The following is a 15,404-nucleotide window of genomic DNA, read 5'->3' as shown; positions in this document are numbered from 1 at the left end:
ATCGGCGGTGGGTACACCCACCCGACCAGCAGTTTCACCTACGGAGGTGAGCACGAATGAGTGAAGTCTCTACGCGCGCGTGGACCCGGCCCCACGATTGGGCCGAGGTCGTCATCGGGGTGGTCGCCGCTCTTTCACCCCTTTGGCTGAGCACGGACACGACCGCGATGTGGACGATGGTCGTCCTGGGCGCCTTGATCGCACTCGACGGCCTGGTCTCGCTGGCGATGCCGGGCATGGTCTACGGCGAAGGCATCCAGATCGCGCTCGGCGTGCTGCTGTTCATCGCGCCGTGGGTGATGGGGTACACCGAGTTCAACGGCGCTTCCTGGACGTCCTGGATCGCCGGGGTGCTGACGGTAGTCGCCGGAGCGGCAGCGATGCCGGTCGCGAACGCCGCGCACCGCACCGCCGGCCAGCACTGACGCCGCAGGAGGCACGCATGACCGAGGATTCGGCGAGGGAGCGCATCCTCTGCGCCGCCGAGGCGCTCTTCGCCGAGTCCGGCTTCGACGCCACCCCGACCTCCCGCATCGCGGAGCGGGCCGGGGTGCCGAAGGGGCTGGTGCACTACTACTTCCGGCACAAGGCGGACCTGCTCACCGCGCTCGTCGAGCGGCTGCCCGACGAGCGCATCGAGCCGGCCGTGGTCGTCGTCCCCGGAGATCTGGCGGGCAGCCTGCGGCGCCTGGTCCGCGAACTCGACCACGGCTTCAGCCGGTCGCTCGGTCTCTCGCACCTGCTGTGGCGCGAAGCCGACACCCACCACGTCGTCCGCGACGCCCTCCACGAACGCTTCCAGGTGCTGGTGCGCCAGGTCCGCGCGGTGATCCTGGCGGCGACGGGCGGCGCGGTGCCGTCCGCGGACGTCGAGCGGGCATCGGGGCTGCTGGCCCGCGCGGTCAGCCACCGCCACGCGACGGCCCGCCATTCGGACGACGACCTGCCCGCCGAATTCGACGGCGAGCTGACGTTCATCGCCGACGCTCTCGCCTCGAAGACCGCGCCGGCTTAGGTGCCGCCGGCGCTGGCGTCGGCGGAACGGGGCGGGGTTGCACGGCTTTGGGGTGCGCGGCCTTGCCAGCGTGCGGCTGGGGTGGTTCGTGCTCGATGGGCCTTGCCGGGTGCGCGGCGCGGCGGGTGTGGCTCACCTTGTCGAGTGCGTGGCGCGGCGGGTGTGGCTCGCCTTGCCGGTACGGAGGGGCGCGGGTGCGGCTCGCTTCGCTGGCGCGCGCAGTGGCGTGGGTGACGCTGGCGTCGGCGAAACGGGGCGGGGTTGCACGGCTCTGGAGTGCGCGGCCTTGCCGGCGTGCGGCCGGGGTGGTTCGCGCTTGATGGGCCTTGCCAAGTGCGCGGCGCGGCGGGTGTGGCTTGCCTTGCCGACATGGAAGGGCGCGGGTGCGGCTCGCCTTGCGGCATGGAGGGGCGCGGGGCGGCTCGCCTTACTGGGGCGCGCAGTGGCGTGGGTGCCGCCGGCGCCGGCGGAACGGCGTCTGATCGGTGCGCGGCCAGGAGGAGCGCCCAGTCGGCTTGCCTGTGGGCCCCGCCCCGCCCTCCCCCCCCCCGCCGCCTCGTCTTGTTCGGTTGTCACCGGCGTGCGGTTCGCGCGGACCGGAGTTGTTGCGCCCGGACGGTTCGCGTCAGTGCGCGGTGCCGTCCTTCGCCGGCTCCACCAGTTCGACCAGGACTCCGCCCGCGTCCTTCGGGTGGACGAAGTTCACCCGGCTGTTGGACGTTCCGCGCTTCGCCGCCTCGTACAGCAGGCGCAGGCCCTGCTCGCGCAGGGCGGCCGCCGCCGCGTCCACATCGGACACGCGGTACGCCAGCTGCTGCAGGCCCGGGCCGCTCTTCGCCAGGAACTTGCCGATCGCCGAGTCGTCGCGCAGCGGTGCCAGCAGCTGGATCTGCGTCTCCGTGCCCGCCGTTCCCGGCGCGCGCAGCATCGCCTCGCGCACCCCCTGCTCTTCGTTCACCTCCTCGTGCGCCACTTCCAGGCCGAAGTGCGTGCGGTGGAACTCGATGGCCGCGTCCAGGTCCGGGACCGCGATGCCGACGTGGTCGATGGCCGTCACGAACGGCCGCAGGGCGTCATTCATGGAGGCAGGATAGGGCGCTCCCCGCCGGCGTCGACCCCGATTGTTCGCGTGCCCCGCCTCACACTGGCTCCATCAAGATGCCCGCCCTCCGGGTATGGTCGGAAAAACTGCCCATGCGCCGAAGCTTGGAGGACGCCGTGTCCGGTTCCGTGATCCTGGGTGCCGCCCGTACGCCGATCGGGCGCCTGCTCGGCTCCCTCAAGGACTTCACGGGGGCACAGCTCGGCGGGGTCGCGATCAAGGCGGCCCTCGAACGCGCCGGGGTCGCCCCGGACGCGGTGCAGTACACGATCATGGGCCAGGTGCTCACCGCCGGCGCCGGCCAGATCCCGGCCCGCCAGGCCGCGGTCGCCGCGGGCATCCCGATGAGCGTGCCCGCGTTGACGATCAACAAGGTCTGCCTCTCCGGCCTCGACGCCATCGCGCTCGCCGACCAGCTCATCCGGGCCGGCGAGTTCGACCTCGTCGTCGCCGGCGGCCAGGAGTCGATGACCCAGGCGCCGCACCTGCTGGCCAAGTCCCGCTCCGGCTTCAAGTACGGCGACACGACGCTCGTCGACCACATGGCCTACGACGGGCTCTTCTGCGCCTTCGACCAGGTCGCCATGGGCGCCTCGACGGAGAAGTACAACTCCCGCTACGGCGTCACCCGCGAGCAGCAGGATGCGTTCTCCGCCCGCTCGCACCAGCGTGCCGCCGAGGCGATCAAGAACGGCTACTTCGCCGACGAGATCGCGCCGGTCTCCATCCCGCAGCGCAAGGGCGACCCGGTGGTCTTCGACACCGACGAGGGCGTCCGCGCCGACACCACCGCCGACGGCCTCGCGAAGCTGCGCCCCGCCTTCGCCTCCGACGGCACGATCACCGCGGGCTCGGCCTCGCAGATCTCCGACGGCGCCGCCGCGGTCGTCGTGGCCAGTAAGGCCAAGGCCGAGGAGCTCGGCCTCACGCCGCTCGCCGAGATCGGCGCGCACGGTGTCGTCGCCGGGCCGGACGCCAGCCTGCACGAGCAGCCGTCGAACGCCATCCTCGCCGCCCTCGCGAAGGCGAACCTCACCGCCGACGCGCTCGACCTCGTCGAGATCAACGAGGCCTTCGCCGCCGTCGGGCTGGTCTCGACGGAGAAGCTCGGCCTCGACCCGGAGAAGGTCAACGTCAACGGCGGCGCCATCGCCCTCGGCCACCCGATCGGCGCCTCCGGTGCCCGGCTCGCCGTGCACCTCATCCACGAGCTGCGCCGCCGCGGTGGCGGGCTCGGCGCGGCCGCCCTGTGCGGTGGCGGCGGCCAGGGCGACGCCCTCCTGCTGCGGGTGCCCTCCGCGTAAGTGGCCGGTGCACTCGACCTCGACGACCTGGTCGGCCGCGCACGGGACGGGCAACCCCGTGCCGTCGCGCGGCTGCTGTCTCTCGTCGAAGACGCCCACCCCCGCGTCGCCGAGATCGCGCGGGCGCTGACCCCGCACACCGGGCGAGCCCGGGTCGTCGGGCTCACCGGCCCGCCGGGCGTCGGCAAGTCGACCTCGACGTCGGCGCTGCTCACCGCGCTGCGCGCGGAGGGCAAGCGGGTCGGGGTCCTCGCCATCGACCCGTCTTCGCCGTTTTCGGGCGGAGCGCTGCTCGGAGACCGGATCCGGATGACCGAGCACGCCACCGACCCCGGCGTGTTCATCCGCTCGATGGCCACCCGCGGGCACCTCGGCGGGCTGTCGTGGGCGACCCCGCAGGCGGTGCGTGTGCTCGACGCCGCCGGCTTCGACGTCGTGCTGATCGAGACCGTCGGCGTCGGACAGTCCGAAGTGGACGTCGTGAAGCTGGCCGACACCACGGTGGTGCTGCTCGCGCCGGGGATGGGCGACGGGATCCAGGCCGCGAAAGCCGGGGTGTTGGAGATCGCGGACGTCTTCGTCGTGAACAAGGCCGACCGCGAAGGTGCCGACGCGACGGTGCACGACCTCAAGCAGATGATTTCGCTGGCACGCCGCGAGATCCGGGGCGCGAGCTGGCGCCAGCCGATCGTGCGGACTGTCGCGGCGAAGGGCGAAGGTGTCGACGAGGTGGTGGCGGCGCTGGCCGCGCACCACGACTGGCTGGTGGCCCACGACGAGCTGGCCCGGCGCCGGATCGCGCGGGCACGCGACGAAGTCGAGGCCATCGCGCTGCGGCGGTTGCGGGCCGAGCTGGCGGATCTGCGCGGCGGCGGGCGGCTGGCCGGGGTGGCCGAGCGGGTGGTGGCGCGGGAGCTCGACCCGTTCGCCGCCGCGGATGAGCTGATCGCCGACCTGCGGAGTTGAGGTCCCGCCGGGCGGGGCCTGCGGGCTGTGGGGCTGCCGGGTCGAGGTTGCGCCGGGCGAGGGCTCATCGGCGGGACTGTCGCAGGCAACCTGCGGAGGCTGTCGCCGCTTCCGGAACGCCACCGCGATCCCGAGCAGCGTCGAAAACGCAGCCACCACAACGGTTCTTCGACGGTGAGCCATGACTTCCCCCTTCTCGTCGCGACGGGTTCGCCGCGTGATCCCCATCGTGCGCCGGGGGGCCGACAATTTCCGGGGGCCGCCCGCTCGATTCACCCGATGGGCTGACATGGGCGACTTTCGCCGGTTATTCCTGTCGGTGCCGGGCCCTAGACTGCGGAACGCTCCGGAACCGGGCGATCACTGGGAGGGCGTGCAGGATGAAGAAGTCACTCGTCACCGCGCTGGCGGCCGGCGCGTTGTTCGTGGCGGGCAACGGCGTCGCCGCCGCGGCCGACGCGCCGCCGCCGAAGACGACGCACGGGCCGTGCCAGTACACCGAGACGCCGGACGAGCCGGCCGCTCGGCCGGTGCCGTTGCCGCCCGATCCGCGGCACACACCGAGCCGCGGGAAGGTCGACGTCGCCGTCCCGACCAGCCAGGGCGCGCTGCCGCTGACCCTCGACCGCGCGAAGGCGCCGTGCACCGTGCAGAGCTTCCTGCACCTGGCGCGGCACCGGTTCTACGACCACACGGTGTGCCACCGGCTGACCGCTTACCCGACGTTGAAGGTCCTGCAGTGCGGCGACCCGAGCGCGACCGGCGAGGGCGGGCCGGGGTACAAGTACAAGGACGAGCTGCCGGTGGACCTGCCGCCGGCACCGACCGACCCGACCGGCGCGCGGCGGGTGTACGCGCGCGGGTTGCTGGCGATGGCCAACGCGGGCCCGGACACGAACGGTTCGCAGTTCTTCGTCGTGTACGGCGATTCCGCGCTGCGGCCGAACTACACGGTGTTCGGCACGGTCGGGGCCGAAGGGCTGAAGACACTCGACAATGTGGCCGCGGGCGGGATCCAGCCGACGGCGGAGGACCCCGCGCCGGTCGACGGGACGCCGGTGCTGCGAACCGAGCTGATCCGGGTCCGGCCCGGCTGCTGGTTCTGACGGTTGCCCGCGGGCCGCTCCGGAAGGGGTGGCCCGCGGACGGCCGGGGACGGGGTGGCTTGGCGGCGCGGTTCGCTGACGGCTGGGGGTGGGGCGGCTTGGCGGAGTGCGGCCTGGGGAGGGTGGTTTGGCGGGGTGGCGTGCGGGCGGCTGGGGGTGGGGCGGCTCGGCAGGGTGGCCCGCGGACGGCCGCGGGTGAGGCGGTTTGGCGGGGTGCGGCCTGGGGAGGGCAGCTTGGCGGGGTGGCGTGCGGGCGGCTGGGAGTGAGGCGGCTCGGCAGGGTGGCCCGCAGACGGCCGGGGTCGGGGTTGGCGCGGTGGTGAGCGCGGGTAGGCGGCCGAAGAGGTAGCCGGCGCTGGAAGGTGGCACCTGCAGCGGCGGCTTGGGTGGCTCACTGCCCGCCCGCGGTCAAGCGGTGATCTCCCACAGCGCTTCCACCAGCGTCTGGGTCGCGCCCGCGAACGCGTGCTTCGGTGTCGCCGCGTAACCCACGATCAAGCCTCCCGGGCGGCCCGGATCCATCCAGTACCCACTCAGCCCCTCGATGCCGATCGCCCTCCGGCGGCACGCCGCCAGCGCCGTCGCCTCCGAGGGCCCCTCCGATGGCAGCATCAACAACAAGTGCAACCCCGCCGCGATGCCCTGGGGGCGGACAGTTTCCGGCAACGCCGCCAGCAGCCGGACCCGCCGCGAGCGGTACTCCGCCCGGCTGCGGCGGACGTGCTGGTCGTACGCGCCCGAGTCGATCAGCTCCGCCAGCGCCAGCTGGTTCAGCATCGCCGGACGTGACCCGCTGTCGGCCATCGCCGCGCGGACCGGCTCCACCAGCTTCCGAGGCAGCACCAGCCACGCGAGGCGCAAGGCGGGCGCCAGCGTCTTGCTCGCCGTGCCCGCGTACACCACCCGCTCCGGGGCCAGCGCCTGCAGCGCCCCCACCTGCTGGCGGTCGAAGCGGAACTCGCCGTCGTAGTCGTCCTCCAGCACGATCGCGTCGGAGCGGGTCAGGGCCGCGCGGCGGTGCGGGGCCAGCGTCACGCCCGTCGGGTACTGGTGCGCCGCCGTCACGACCACCGCCGGACTGTCCAAAGCGGACACGTCGAGGCCGTGCTCGTCCACCGGCACCCCGACCACCCGCGGGCCCTGCGCCGCGGCGATCGAGCGGTACATGCCCAGCGACGGGTTCTCGAACGCCATTTCGCCGACACCCAGGGAGAACAAGGCCCGGGACAGCACCGCTATCGCGTGCGAATACCCGTGGCACACCACGATCCGCGCCGGGTCGGCGACCACCCCGCGGGCCCGGCCGAGGTACCCGGCCAACGTGTCCCGCAGCTCGGGTGCGCCCAGCTCCGACTCGTAGCCGAACGCCGACGCCGGGGTGCGCAGCAGCGCCCGCCGGGTCGCGGTGATCCACGCCTGGCGCGGGAACGCCGTCAGGTCCGGCCGCCCCGGCCGCAGGTCCCAGCGCGGCGCGGGGTCGCGGGGCGCCTGCCGCGGCGCGGACTGGGGCAGCGAACCCGCCGTCGCCACGCGGGTCGGCGCGCCCTGCGCCGTGCGCAGGTACCCCTCGGCGGCCAGGTCGGCGTACACCCGCGTCACCGTGCCGCGGGCGACGCCCAGGTCGGACGCCAGCGCGCGGGTCGACGGCACCGCCGCGCCCGGCTGCCAGCGACCGTCCCGGATCGCCGTCCGGATGGCGTCGGCGAGGCCGCCGCGACCGGTCGACGAGTCCCAGCCCAAGTGGACGTCGAGACCCGAACTGGACCACGAATCTGCCATGTCACTGGACCATACCCGTGGACCAGTTCGGACTAGCGTGGACACCATGACGAAGCGAATCGGACTCGGGCAGGCGCCCGAGCTCTACCAGGCGATGGCGAACCTGCAGGCCCAGGTCAACAAGGCCGGGGCGAACGCCGGCCTCGACCCGAAGCTCCTCGAACTGGTGAAGACCCGCGCGTCCCAGATCAACGGCTGCGCCTACTGCCTCGACATGCACTCCCGCGACGCCCTGGAGCTGGGCGAGTCGCCGCGTCGGCTGTTCGTGCTCGACGGCTGGCGCGAGACCGACCTCTTCACCGAGCAGGAGCAGGCCGCCCTCGCCCTCACCGAGGCGATGACCAAGCTGGCCGCGACCCAGACCGTCCCCGACGACGTCTACGAAGAGGCGGCTCGAGTGTTCACCGAGGAGCAGTACCAGGCGGTCGCGTGGGAGATCATCGCGATCAACAGCTGGAACCGCATGACGATCACCAGCCACACGCCGCTCCCGAAGCGCGACTCGTGACCGCCGCCGCGCTCAAGGCGCTGCACGTCCCCGGCAAGCCGCTGGTCCTGCCGAACGCGTGGGACGCCGACACGGCCAAGCTCGTCGAGGCCGCCGGGTTCCCGGCCGTCGCGACCAGCTCGGTCGCCGTGGCCGCCGCGCTCGGGTTCGCCGACGGCGAGCAGGCGCCCGCGGACGAGATGTTCGCTGCGGCAAGACGCATCGCGAACGCCGTGAGCGTGCCGGTGACCGTCGACGCCGAGTCGGGCTACGGCCTGTCCGGCGCCGAGCTGGCCGGACGGCTGGCCGACGCCGGCGCCGTCGGCTGCAACTTCGAAGACACCGACCACGCGACCGGCGAGGCGCGGCCGGTCGCCGAGCAGGCGGAGCGGATCGCCGCCCTGCGCGACGCCGCGGGTGACGGCCTGGTGATCAACGCCCGGGTCGACTCCTTCCGCGGCGTCGACCCGAAGGACCACCTCGCCGACGGGATCGCCAGGGCGAGGGCGTACCTGGACGCGGGCGCGGACTGCGTCTACCCGATCCACCTGCGCACGCCCGAGCTGATCGCCCAGTTCGTGCAGGGCGCCGGCGGTGCCGTCAACGCGCCGGCGTGGCCGGGCAGCCCGGGCCTCGGTGGCCTCGCCGAACTGGGGGTGGCGCGGATTTCGCTGGGCGGCGGGCTGTGGCAGTACCTCCGCAAGCAGCTCGAAGTGACGCTCGCGGGGATCGCCGAAGGAAAACTGCCGTACTGATGGCCGAAGGCCGCCGCAAGGGGATCGGGAACACCCTCGCGGCGGCCTTCGGGGTCACTGGAACTAGTGGACGACGGCCTTCTCGGCGCCCGCGCCGGTCAGGGAACGAACCTCCATCTCGGCGTACTTCTTCTCGTCGTGCTCCTTGGACAGGATCGTGCCGAGCCAGCCGAGGATGAACGCGGCCGGGATCGAGACGATGCCCGGGTTGCTCAGCGGGAACCAGGCGAAGTCCACGGACTTGATCATCGACGTGCTCTTGCCGGACACCGCGGGCGAGAACACGATCAGCACGATCGTGATGGCCAGACCGCCGTAGATCGACCACAGCGCGCCCTGGGTGTTGAACCGCTTCCAGAACAGCGAGTAGAGGATCGTCGGCAGGTTGGCCGAGGCCGCGACCGCGAACGCCAGCGCCACCAGGAAGGCGACGTTCTGCCCGTTGGCCAGGATGCCGCCGCCGATGGCGAGGGCGCCGATGACCACCGCGGTGATCCGGGCGACCTTGACCTCGGAGTCCGGCGACGTCTTGCCGCGCTTGACGACGTTCGCGTAGACGTCGTGGGCGAAGGACGCCGACGCCGTGATCGTCAGGCCGGCGACCACCGCGAGGATCGTCGCGAACGCGACCGCGGAGATCAGGCCCAGCAGCACCGGCCCGCCCAGCTCCAACGCCAGCAGCGGAGCCGCGGAGTTGACCCCGCCCGGCGCCTTCTTGATCGTGTCCGGCCCGACCAGCGCGCCGGCGCCGTAGCCCAGCACCAGCGTGAACAGGTAGAACACGCCGATCAGCACGATCGCCCAGACCACCGAGCGACGTGCGTCGCGCGCGGTCGGCACGGTGTAGAAGCGCATCAGGACGTGCGGGAGACCGGCGGTGCCCAGCACCAGCGCGATGCCGAGGGAGAGGAAGTCCAGTTTGGACGTTCCGGTGGCGCCGTACTGCTTGCCCGGGCCGAGCAGCGTCTGCCCGGCCTTGCCCGCCTTGTCCACGGCGGCCTGCAGCAGGCTGGAGAAGTTGAAGCCGTACTTGCCGAGCACCCACAGGGTGATCGCGAGCGCGCCGACGATCAGCAGCGCGGCCTTGATGATCTGCACCCAGGTGGTGCCCTTCATGCCGCCGATCAGGACGTAGGCGATCATGATGATGCCGACCACGGCGATCACCAGTGCCTGCGCGCCACCGCCTTCGACGCCGAGCAGCAGCGCGACGAGACCACCGGCGCCGGCCATCTGGGCGAGCAGGTAGAAGAACGACACGGCGAGCGTCGAAGTCGCGGCCGCCGCCCGCACGGGGCGCTGCTTCATCCGGAACGCCAGGACGTCGCCCATGGTGAACTTGCCGGTGTTGCGCAGCAGTTCCGCGACCAGCAGCAGCGCGACCAGCCACGCCACCAGGAAGCCGATGGAGTAGAGGAAGCCGTCGTAGCCGTTGATCGCGATCGCGCCCGCGATGCCGAGGAACGACGCGGCCGACAGGTAGTCACCCGAGATCGCGATGCCGTTCTGCGGTCCGGTGAACGCGCGGCCGGCGGCGTAGTAGTCCGACGCCGTTTTCGTGTTACGGCTGGCCCGGAACACGATCACCAGCGTGATGATCACGAAGACGGCGAAGATGCTGATGTTGAGGGCGGAGTTGCTGCCTTCCACGCCCGCGGCGAGGGTCGCGTTCATTCGTGCTCCTTCGCAGTGCCGTTTTCGATGTCCTCACGGATCTTCTCCGCGACCGGGTCCAGCTTCCGGTTGGCGTACCGGACGTAGAGGCCGGTGATGACGAACGTCGAGACGAACTGCAGCAGGCCGAAGATCAGGCCGACGTTGATGTTGCCGAAGACCTTCGTGCTCATGAAGCCGTGCGCGTAGTCCGCGAGCAGCACGTACAGCAGGTACCAGACCAGGAACAGCGCGGTCATCGGGAAGACGAACCGGCGCAGGCGGCTGCGCAGCTCACGGAACTCGGTGCTGTCGTGCGCGTGTTCCCAGACGGTCTCAGACGTTTCCGGGGGCCCGCCGGTGTCCGTAGTGCTCATCGCTGCTCCCTGCGACGCTGCGGAAAGTGACCTGCGACACCGTAGGGAGCTGTGAGTCTCGTGTGAAGATTCAGCGGTTCAACAGCCGGGCCAGACGACGAACGGTTGACGAACGGTCGCGCGATCCGGACGAGCGGGGCTCGTCCAGGTGCAGGCGGAGCATCGCCGCCGCCGACCAGGCGGGTGGCCTGCCGCGCAAGGAGACCAACGCCATTACGCCGAATGCCAGCGGTACCGACCAGGGTGCCGGTTGCTGCACCAAGATCGCCACCCAGCCGTGCAGGTCCGGGCCGGCGAGGGCGAACAGGATCGACCCGGACGACGCGACGAGCCCGGTCAGCACCCCGGCGATCCCGCCGGCCGCCGTCAGCCGCGGCCACCAGATGCCGAGCACGAGCAGCGGGCAGAACGTCGACGCGGCGACGGTGAAGCCCCACGTGACGAGCACTCCGGCGTCGAGCTCGGCCGAGCGCAGCGCCAGCAGCACCATGACCGCGGCGACGCCGAACACCGCGATCCGCAGCCGGCGCAGCCCGCCGGGCACGAGGTCGTGCGCGATCGCGCCGGACATCACCAGCAGCAGCCCGAGCGACGTCGCCAGGAACGCGGCGAACGCGCCCGCCGTCAGCAACGCCGTGAACAGGCCACCCGCCCAGCCACTGTCCACTTGGTACGGCAGCGCGACGACCACGGTGTCCGTCGCGCCGGACAGGTAGAGGCCGGGCACGAGGACGCGGCCGAGGACGCCGTAGACACCGGGGAAGAGGTAGAAGACACCGAGCAGCGCGACGGTGATCGCGGCGGTGCGGCGCGCGGCCCGGCCGTCCGGGCTGGTGTGGAAGCGCATGAGCACGTGCGGCAGCCCCATCGTGCCGAGCATGGTCGCGATGAGCACGGCCCAGGTGCCGAGCAGCGGGTAGCCCTCGTCGCCGAGGTCGAGCAGCGGCCGTTGCCAGTCGTGCCCGCCGAGCGGGGCGCCGCCGCGAACCGCCGGAACCGCCGCACCCGGACCGAACACGACGTCGTCCTGGCTGTGCGCGGTGAACTCGCCTGGGGGCAGGGTCCGCGGGACGCCGTTGACGCGCACGGCGGTCGGCTCGCGGATCTCCATGGTGACGTCGACTTCGAACCGCACCGGCGTCTCCCGGGTGAAGTGCGTGAACTCGACGGGGTGCAGGGCGTCGGCCCGGTTGACCGCGCCGGCCTGCAGGACCAGCCAGATCGCGGGGATGAGGAACAGCAGCAGCTTCAGCACGAACTGGAACGCCTGCACGTACGTCGCCGCGCGCATCCCGCCGAGCGCCAGGGTGACGCTGACCGCGGCGCCGGCCAGCACCACGCCGACCCAGTACGGCGTGCCGCCGACCGCGGTGAGCACCAGGCCGGCGGTGCGGAACTGCGGGACGACGTAGATCGTGCCGATCACCAGGACGACCACCGCGGCCAGGCGGCGCAGGGCGGGGGAGTTGAGGCGCGCTTCGGCGAAGTCGGGGACGGTCAGCGCGCCCGACCGGCGCATCGGCGCGGCGACCAGGACGAGCATCGCGATGTAACCGGCGGTGAAGCCGACCGGGTACCAGAGAGCGCCGATGCCGTCCTTGACGACCAGCCCGGCGACGCCGAGGAAGGAGGCCGCGGACAGGTACTCGCCCGAGACGGCCGCGGAGTTCACCAGCGGCGAGATCCGCCGGGACGCGACGAGGAAGTCCGACGTCGTGCGCATGGCGGCGACCCCGCGGACGCCGATGAGCAGCGTCACGAGCACGACGGGCGCGACAGCGAGCGCGACGCCCACTAGTCGTCCTCGAGGCGTTCGGCGCGGCGCAGCTGCCAGCGGGCCAGGACGGCCATCGCCGGGTAGGGGAGGACCGCGATCATCAGCCAGGACAGCGGGATTCCCAGCAGGCGCACGGTGTCCAGGCCCGGGAAGAGCGCGAACAGGCCCGGCAGTCCGAGCAGCAACGCGAACATCAGCACGAGCGCGGGGATGCCGCGGCGGCGTTGCGCGCGGTACAACGCCGTGGCCCGCTGGGTGTCGCTCGCGGGGAGCCGGGGCTGGCGCCAGCGGTGCCGCGACCGGCGGCGGGCGTGGGCGAGGCGGGTCTGCGGGCTCGTGACGGCGACCCGGCGGATCCTGCTCATCGCGCGCCCGGCCCGAGCTGGCCGCGCTGGGCCGCCTCCAGCAGGCGGTCGCGCAGGTCCCGCGCGTGCCGGCGGCTGACCGGGACGTCACCCGCCTCCGTGTGCGCCAGCAGCCCGCCCGCGCTGTCGCTGCGCAGCTCCAGCACCGCCCCCACCGACAGCAGGAACCCGCGGTGGACCCGGCTGAACCCCGTGCCCTCCCAGTACTCCTCCAGCCGCGAGATCGGCATCCGCACCAGGTGGACGCCGCCGCGCGTGTGCAGCCGGACGTAGTCGCCGTGGGCCTCCACGAACAGGACGTCGTCGCGGCGGACGTACCGCGTCCGGCCGCCCGACTCCACCGGCAGCGCGGCCATCGCGTCCGGGGTCGGCCGGGACGCCGGGGTCGCCATCCGCAGCACCTTCGCCAGCGCCGCCGACAGCCGTTCCGCGCGGACCGGCTTGAGCAGGTAGTCGACCGCGCCGATGCCGTACGCCGTCACCGCGTGGCCGTCGTGCGCGGTGACGAAGACGATCACCGGCGGCTCACTCAGCTTCGCCAGCAGCGACGCCAGTTCGAGCCCGTCGAGGCCCGGCATCGAGATGTCGAGGAACACCGCGTCGAAGCGGTCGGCCTGAAGCAGCTTCAACGCCTTCAGCGCGTCGGCCGCGCCGACGACTTCGCCGACTTCGGGCGCTTCGCGCAGCATCGTGCACAACTCGTCGAGCGCGGGTGCCAGGTCGTCGACGGCGAGGACGCGCAGAGTCACGGCAGCACCCCCGGCTGGAACCGCGGCACCCGCACGATCACCCGGGTCCCCGCGCCGACCTCGGTTTCGACCGTCAGGCCGTACCAGGCGCCGTAGACGTCCCGCAGCCGTCTGTCCACATTGGCCAGCCCGAGCCCGGCCGGGTCGTCCTCGCCGGTGCGCCCGGCCAGGATGTCCGCCGCGCGCTTCGGGTCCATGCCGACCCCGTCGTCCTCGACGAAGATCACGCAGTCGTTCCCTTCCGCCTGGCCGTGCACCTGGACCAGGCCGGTGCCCGAGCGCGGCTCGATGCCGTGCCGGATCGCGTTCTCCACCAACGGCTCCAGCACCAGGTACGGCACCGCGACCGCGAGGATCTCCGGCGCGACCCGCACCTGGACGCGCAGCCGTTCGCCCAGCACCGCCCGCTGCAGCGCCAGGTACGTCTCGATCGCGCGGAACTCCTCGGCGACCACCGTGTACTCGCCGTGGCGAGCGAGGCTGTAGCGCGTGTAGTCGGCGAAGTCGAGCATGAGGTCGCGAGCGCGGTCGGGGTCCGAGCGCACGAGCGACGCGATGACCGTCAGCGCGTTGTAGACGAAGTGCGGGGACATTTCGGCCCGCAGCGCCCGCAGTTCGGCCTGCGCCGCCTGGTCCGCCGACGCCTCGAGCCGCCCGCGCTCGAGGGCCCGCACGACGAGGTCCGCGGCCTGGGCCGCGACCGCGTCCCGGACGTCGCCGACGACCAGCAGCGCCCCCGCCAGCTCGTCGCGGACGTGCAGCGGCAGCGCCAGGACATCCGGCGCGGAGCCGGGTTCCTCGGAGTGGAGCACGCCGTCGAGCACCGACGCGACGACCGCGTCGGGCCCGGGCCGCCCCGACCACAGCAGCGAGCCGGAAAGGTCGGTCAGCCCGAGCCCGGGGAAGCCGAACAGGCGCCGCAGACCGTGCGCGGCGCGGCGTGCGCGGGTGCCCGAGAGGCCGTCGCGCAAGTCGTCGGTGATCCGGCGGGCGGCGGCGAGCACCGGCAGCGGGTCGGCGCGGGACGTCGCCCGCAGGTGCACGGTCAACGGGCCTCCCCTCGGCGACGGTGTCCAGGGCAGTAGATCCTACGGCTACGCGGGGCCGTCCCGGTCGGCCAGCACCTGGGCGTGGCGGCGGACGCGGCGCCAGGTCCGGTAGTCGTCGAGCGCCGTGACGTCGCCGAGCAGGCTCGTGTTCGCCGGGTACGGCCGGTCGGGCAGCGCGATCCAGCCGGTCGTCCGGGTCTCCTTCACCGCGACCGGCACCGGCCGGAACGTCGTCGGGTCGACGCCGTCGCTGTGCCGGACGACCTCGTCGAAGAACCAGGCCGACGTGATCAGCCCCAGCACGCCGGGCGACGCCTTGAGCGCCTTCTTCAGCGCCGCCGCGTCCAGGAGCCGGAACGCGTGGTTGATCGCCGGTGCGGTGACCCCGTGGGCGTCGTAGGCGACTTCGCCCGCGTGCAGCGCCATCCGGAGCCGGATCCGGGCGCCGGCGTGGTGGGTCAGGTTGTGCCGGTGCAGCGCCACGGCGAGCGCGTTGGGCAGGAACTCCACGAAGAGCCCCTTCGGGATCTGCGGCGGGGCGAGGACGAAGACGCCGTCGCCGCAGTCGTCGTTCCGGCAGGCCGCCCAGGGGACGCCCGCGTCGTCGAACGCCCGGCCGAGCGCGCGGTAGAGCCCTTCGCGCATCGCCAGGCGGTCCGGTGTGGTCCTGCTCTGATCGCCGTAGCCCTCGACGTCCACGGCGAAGATCGTCCGGTGCATGGCCGGCCGCTCGTAGTTCATCGCACCCTCCCTGCGATCATGCATGTGCCAATGCATGTGCAGATGAGTGTGACGGGGGACACCTGGGCGGGGGAACGGGTCGTGCGCTGAGCGGTGCCCCCGCCGCGGTGACCGGCGGTGACCGATCACCGGCGGTGAAACACCTGGTCAGAACCCCTGCGGGCGGTGCGCACACCACC

At 72.6% G+C, this 15,404-nt stretch carries 16 protein-coding genes; 7 read left to right on the top strand and 9 right to left on the bottom strand.

Annotated elements, in window-relative coordinates; genetic code table 11:
- The first annotated feature begins 56 nt into the window (after positions 1–56).
- Entirely contained in the window at positions 57–425 is a 369-nt protein-coding gene (locus ACWEVP_RS13825; protein WP_452062883.1) for an SPW repeat protein, read from the top strand.
- 17 nt (positions 426–442) lie between these two features.
- The gene (locus tag ACWEVP_RS13820) at positions 443–1,015 is read left to right on the top strand and encodes a TetR/AcrR family transcriptional regulator (protein ID WP_452062882.1); all 573 of its coding nucleotides are present in this window, start codon (positions 443–445) and stop codon (positions 1,013–1,015) included.
- Positions 1,016–1,640: 625 nt separating this feature from the next.
- On the opposite strand, the gene mce is transcribed toward ACWEVP_RS13820, so the two are convergent.
- Complete coding sequence (gene mce, locus ACWEVP_RS13815) at positions 1,641–2,096, bottom strand: methylmalonyl-CoA epimerase (protein ID WP_364457701.1); 456 nt, start codon at positions 2,094–2,096, stop codon at positions 1,641–1,643.
- A 137-nt stretch (positions 2,097–2,233) separates the two neighbouring features.
- On the opposite strand from mce, the gene ACWEVP_RS13810 reads away from it, so the two are divergent.
- The 3 genes from ACWEVP_RS13810 to ACWEVP_RS13800 all read left to right on the top strand — a co-directional run bounded on the left by ACWEVP_RS13810 (position 2,234) and on the right by ACWEVP_RS13800 (position 5,493).
- Positions 2,234–3,421 (top strand): acetyl-CoA C-acetyltransferase, encoded by a 1,188-nt coding sequence (locus ACWEVP_RS13810; protein ID WP_452062948.1) that lies wholly within the window; start codon positions 2,234–2,236, stop codon positions 3,419–3,421.
- Complete coding sequence (gene meaB / locus ACWEVP_RS13805; protein WP_452062881.1) at positions 3,422–4,387, top strand: methylmalonyl Co-A mutase-associated GTPase MeaB; 966 nt, start codon at positions 3,422–3,424, stop codon at positions 4,385–4,387.
- 380 nt (positions 4,388–4,767) lie between these two features.
- The gene (locus ACWEVP_RS13800) at positions 4,768–5,493 is read left to right on the top strand and encodes a peptidylprolyl isomerase (RefSeq protein ID WP_452062880.1); all 726 of its coding nucleotides are present in this window, start codon (positions 4,768–4,770) and stop codon (positions 5,491–5,493) included.
- A 408-nt stretch (positions 5,494–5,901) separates the two neighbouring features.
- Here the strand turns inward: ACWEVP_RS13800 and pdxR are convergent, their stop codons facing one another.
- Positions 5,902–7,272 carry a MocR-like pyridoxine biosynthesis transcription factor PdxR gene (gene pdxR / locus ACWEVP_RS13795; RefSeq protein ID WP_452062879.1) on the bottom strand — a complete coding sequence of 457 codons (1,371 nt, stop codon included), beginning with the start codon at positions 7,270–7,272 and terminating at the stop codon, positions 5,902–5,904.
- Between the two features lie 46 nt (positions 7,273–7,318).
- On the opposite strand from pdxR, the gene ACWEVP_RS13790 reads away from it, so the two are divergent.
- On the top strand, positions 7,319–7,780 hold the full coding sequence (locus ACWEVP_RS13790; protein ID WP_452062878.1) for a carboxymuconolactone decarboxylase family protein: 462 nt from the start codon (positions 7,319–7,321) through the stop codon (positions 7,778–7,780).
- Positions 7,777–8,514, top strand: coding sequence for an isocitrate lyase/PEP mutase family protein (locus ACWEVP_RS13785; RefSeq protein ID WP_452062877.1), 738 nt, complete (start codon positions 7,777–7,779; stop codon positions 8,512–8,514). The genes ACWEVP_RS13790 and ACWEVP_RS13785 overlap by 4 nt, the downstream gene beginning before the upstream one ends.
- Positions 8,515–8,577: 63 nt before the next feature.
- Here the strand turns inward: ACWEVP_RS13785 and ACWEVP_RS13780 are convergent, their stop codons facing one another.
- The 7 genes from ACWEVP_RS13780 to ACWEVP_RS13750 form a co-directional block, all read right to left on the bottom strand.
- Positions 8,578–10,188 (bottom strand): solute symporter family protein, encoded by a 1,611-nt coding sequence (locus ACWEVP_RS13780; protein WP_452062876.1) that lies wholly within the window; start codon positions 10,186–10,188, stop codon positions 8,578–8,580.
- Positions 10,185–10,544: a DUF485 domain-containing protein gene (locus ACWEVP_RS13775; protein ID WP_452062875.1), complete on the bottom strand. Its 360-nt coding sequence runs from the start codon at positions 10,542–10,544 to the stop codon at positions 10,185–10,187. Before ACWEVP_RS13775 ends, ACWEVP_RS13780 begins: the two co-directional genes overlap by 4 nt.
- 70 nt (positions 10,545–10,614) lie before the next feature.
- On the bottom strand, positions 10,615–12,339 hold the full coding sequence (locus ACWEVP_RS13770) for a sodium/solute symporter (protein ID WP_452062874.1): 1,725 nt from the start codon (positions 12,337–12,339) through the stop codon (positions 10,615–10,617).
- Entirely contained in the window at positions 12,339–12,686 is a 348-nt protein-coding gene (locus tag ACWEVP_RS13765; RefSeq protein WP_452062873.1) for a hypothetical protein, read from the bottom strand. The genes ACWEVP_RS13770 and ACWEVP_RS13765 overlap by 1 nt, the downstream gene beginning before the upstream one ends.
- Positions 12,683–13,435: a LytR/AlgR family response regulator transcription factor gene (locus tag ACWEVP_RS13760; RefSeq protein WP_452062872.1), complete on the bottom strand. Its 753-nt coding sequence runs from the start codon at positions 13,433–13,435 to the stop codon at positions 12,683–12,685. Before ACWEVP_RS13760 ends, ACWEVP_RS13765 begins: the two co-directional genes overlap by 4 nt.
- Positions 13,432–14,478 carry a sensor histidine kinase gene (locus ACWEVP_RS13755; protein WP_452062947.1) on the bottom strand — a complete coding sequence of 349 codons (1,047 nt, stop codon included), beginning with the start codon at positions 14,476–14,478 and terminating at the stop codon, positions 13,432–13,434. The genes ACWEVP_RS13760 and ACWEVP_RS13755 overlap by 4 nt, the downstream gene beginning before the upstream one ends.
- A gap of 51 nt (positions 14,479–14,529) precedes the next feature.
- On the bottom strand, positions 14,530–15,225 hold the full coding sequence (locus tag ACWEVP_RS13750) for a hypothetical protein (RefSeq protein WP_452062871.1): 696 nt from the start codon (positions 15,223–15,225) through the stop codon (positions 14,530–14,532).
- Between the last annotated feature and the right edge of the window lie 179 nt (positions 15,226–15,404).

This window comes from Amycolatopsis sp. NPDC003865 (assembly GCF_053605345.1).
The sequence above is the reverse complement of the archived record's forward strand: the minus strand, read 5'-3'. Positions and strand labels throughout refer to the sequence as shown.

Coding starts and splice junctions, on each gene's coding strand:
- mce (WP_364457701.1), bottom strand. CDS start 2,096: ATGAATGACGCCCTGCGGCCGTTCGTGACGGCCATCGACCACGTCGGC.
- ACWEVP_RS13790 (WP_452062878.1), top strand. CDS start 7,319: ATGACGAAGCGAATCGGACTCGGGCAGGCGCCCGAGCTCTACCAGGCG.
- ACWEVP_RS13825 (WP_452062883.1), top strand. CDS start 57: ATGAGTGAAGTCTCTACGCGCGCGTGGACCCGGCCCCACGATTGGGCC.
- ACWEVP_RS13765 (WP_452062873.1), bottom strand. CDS start 12,686: ATGAGCAGGATCCGCCGGGTCGCCGTCACGAGCCCGCAGACCCGCCTC.
- ACWEVP_RS13780 (WP_452062876.1), bottom strand. CDS start 10,188: ATGAACGCGACCCTCGCCGCGGGCGTGGAAGGCAGCAACTCCGCCCTC.
- ACWEVP_RS13800 (WP_452062880.1), top strand. CDS start 4,768: ATGAAGAAGTCACTCGTCACCGCGCTGGCGGCCGGCGCGTTGTTCGTG.
- pdxR (WP_452062879.1), bottom strand. CDS start 7,272: ATGGCAGATTCGTGGTCCAGTTCGGGTCTCGACGTCCACTTGGGCTGG.
- ACWEVP_RS13775 (WP_452062875.1), bottom strand. CDS start 10,544: ATGAGCACTACGGACACCGGCGGGCCCCCGGAAACGTCTGAGACCGTC.
- ACWEVP_RS13750 (WP_452062871.1), bottom strand. CDS start 15,225: ATGAACTACGAGCGGCCGGCCATGCACCGGACGATCTTCGCCGTGGAC.
- ACWEVP_RS13820 (WP_452062882.1), top strand. CDS start 443: ATGACCGAGGATTCGGCGAGGGAGCGCATCCTCTGCGCCGCCGAGGCG.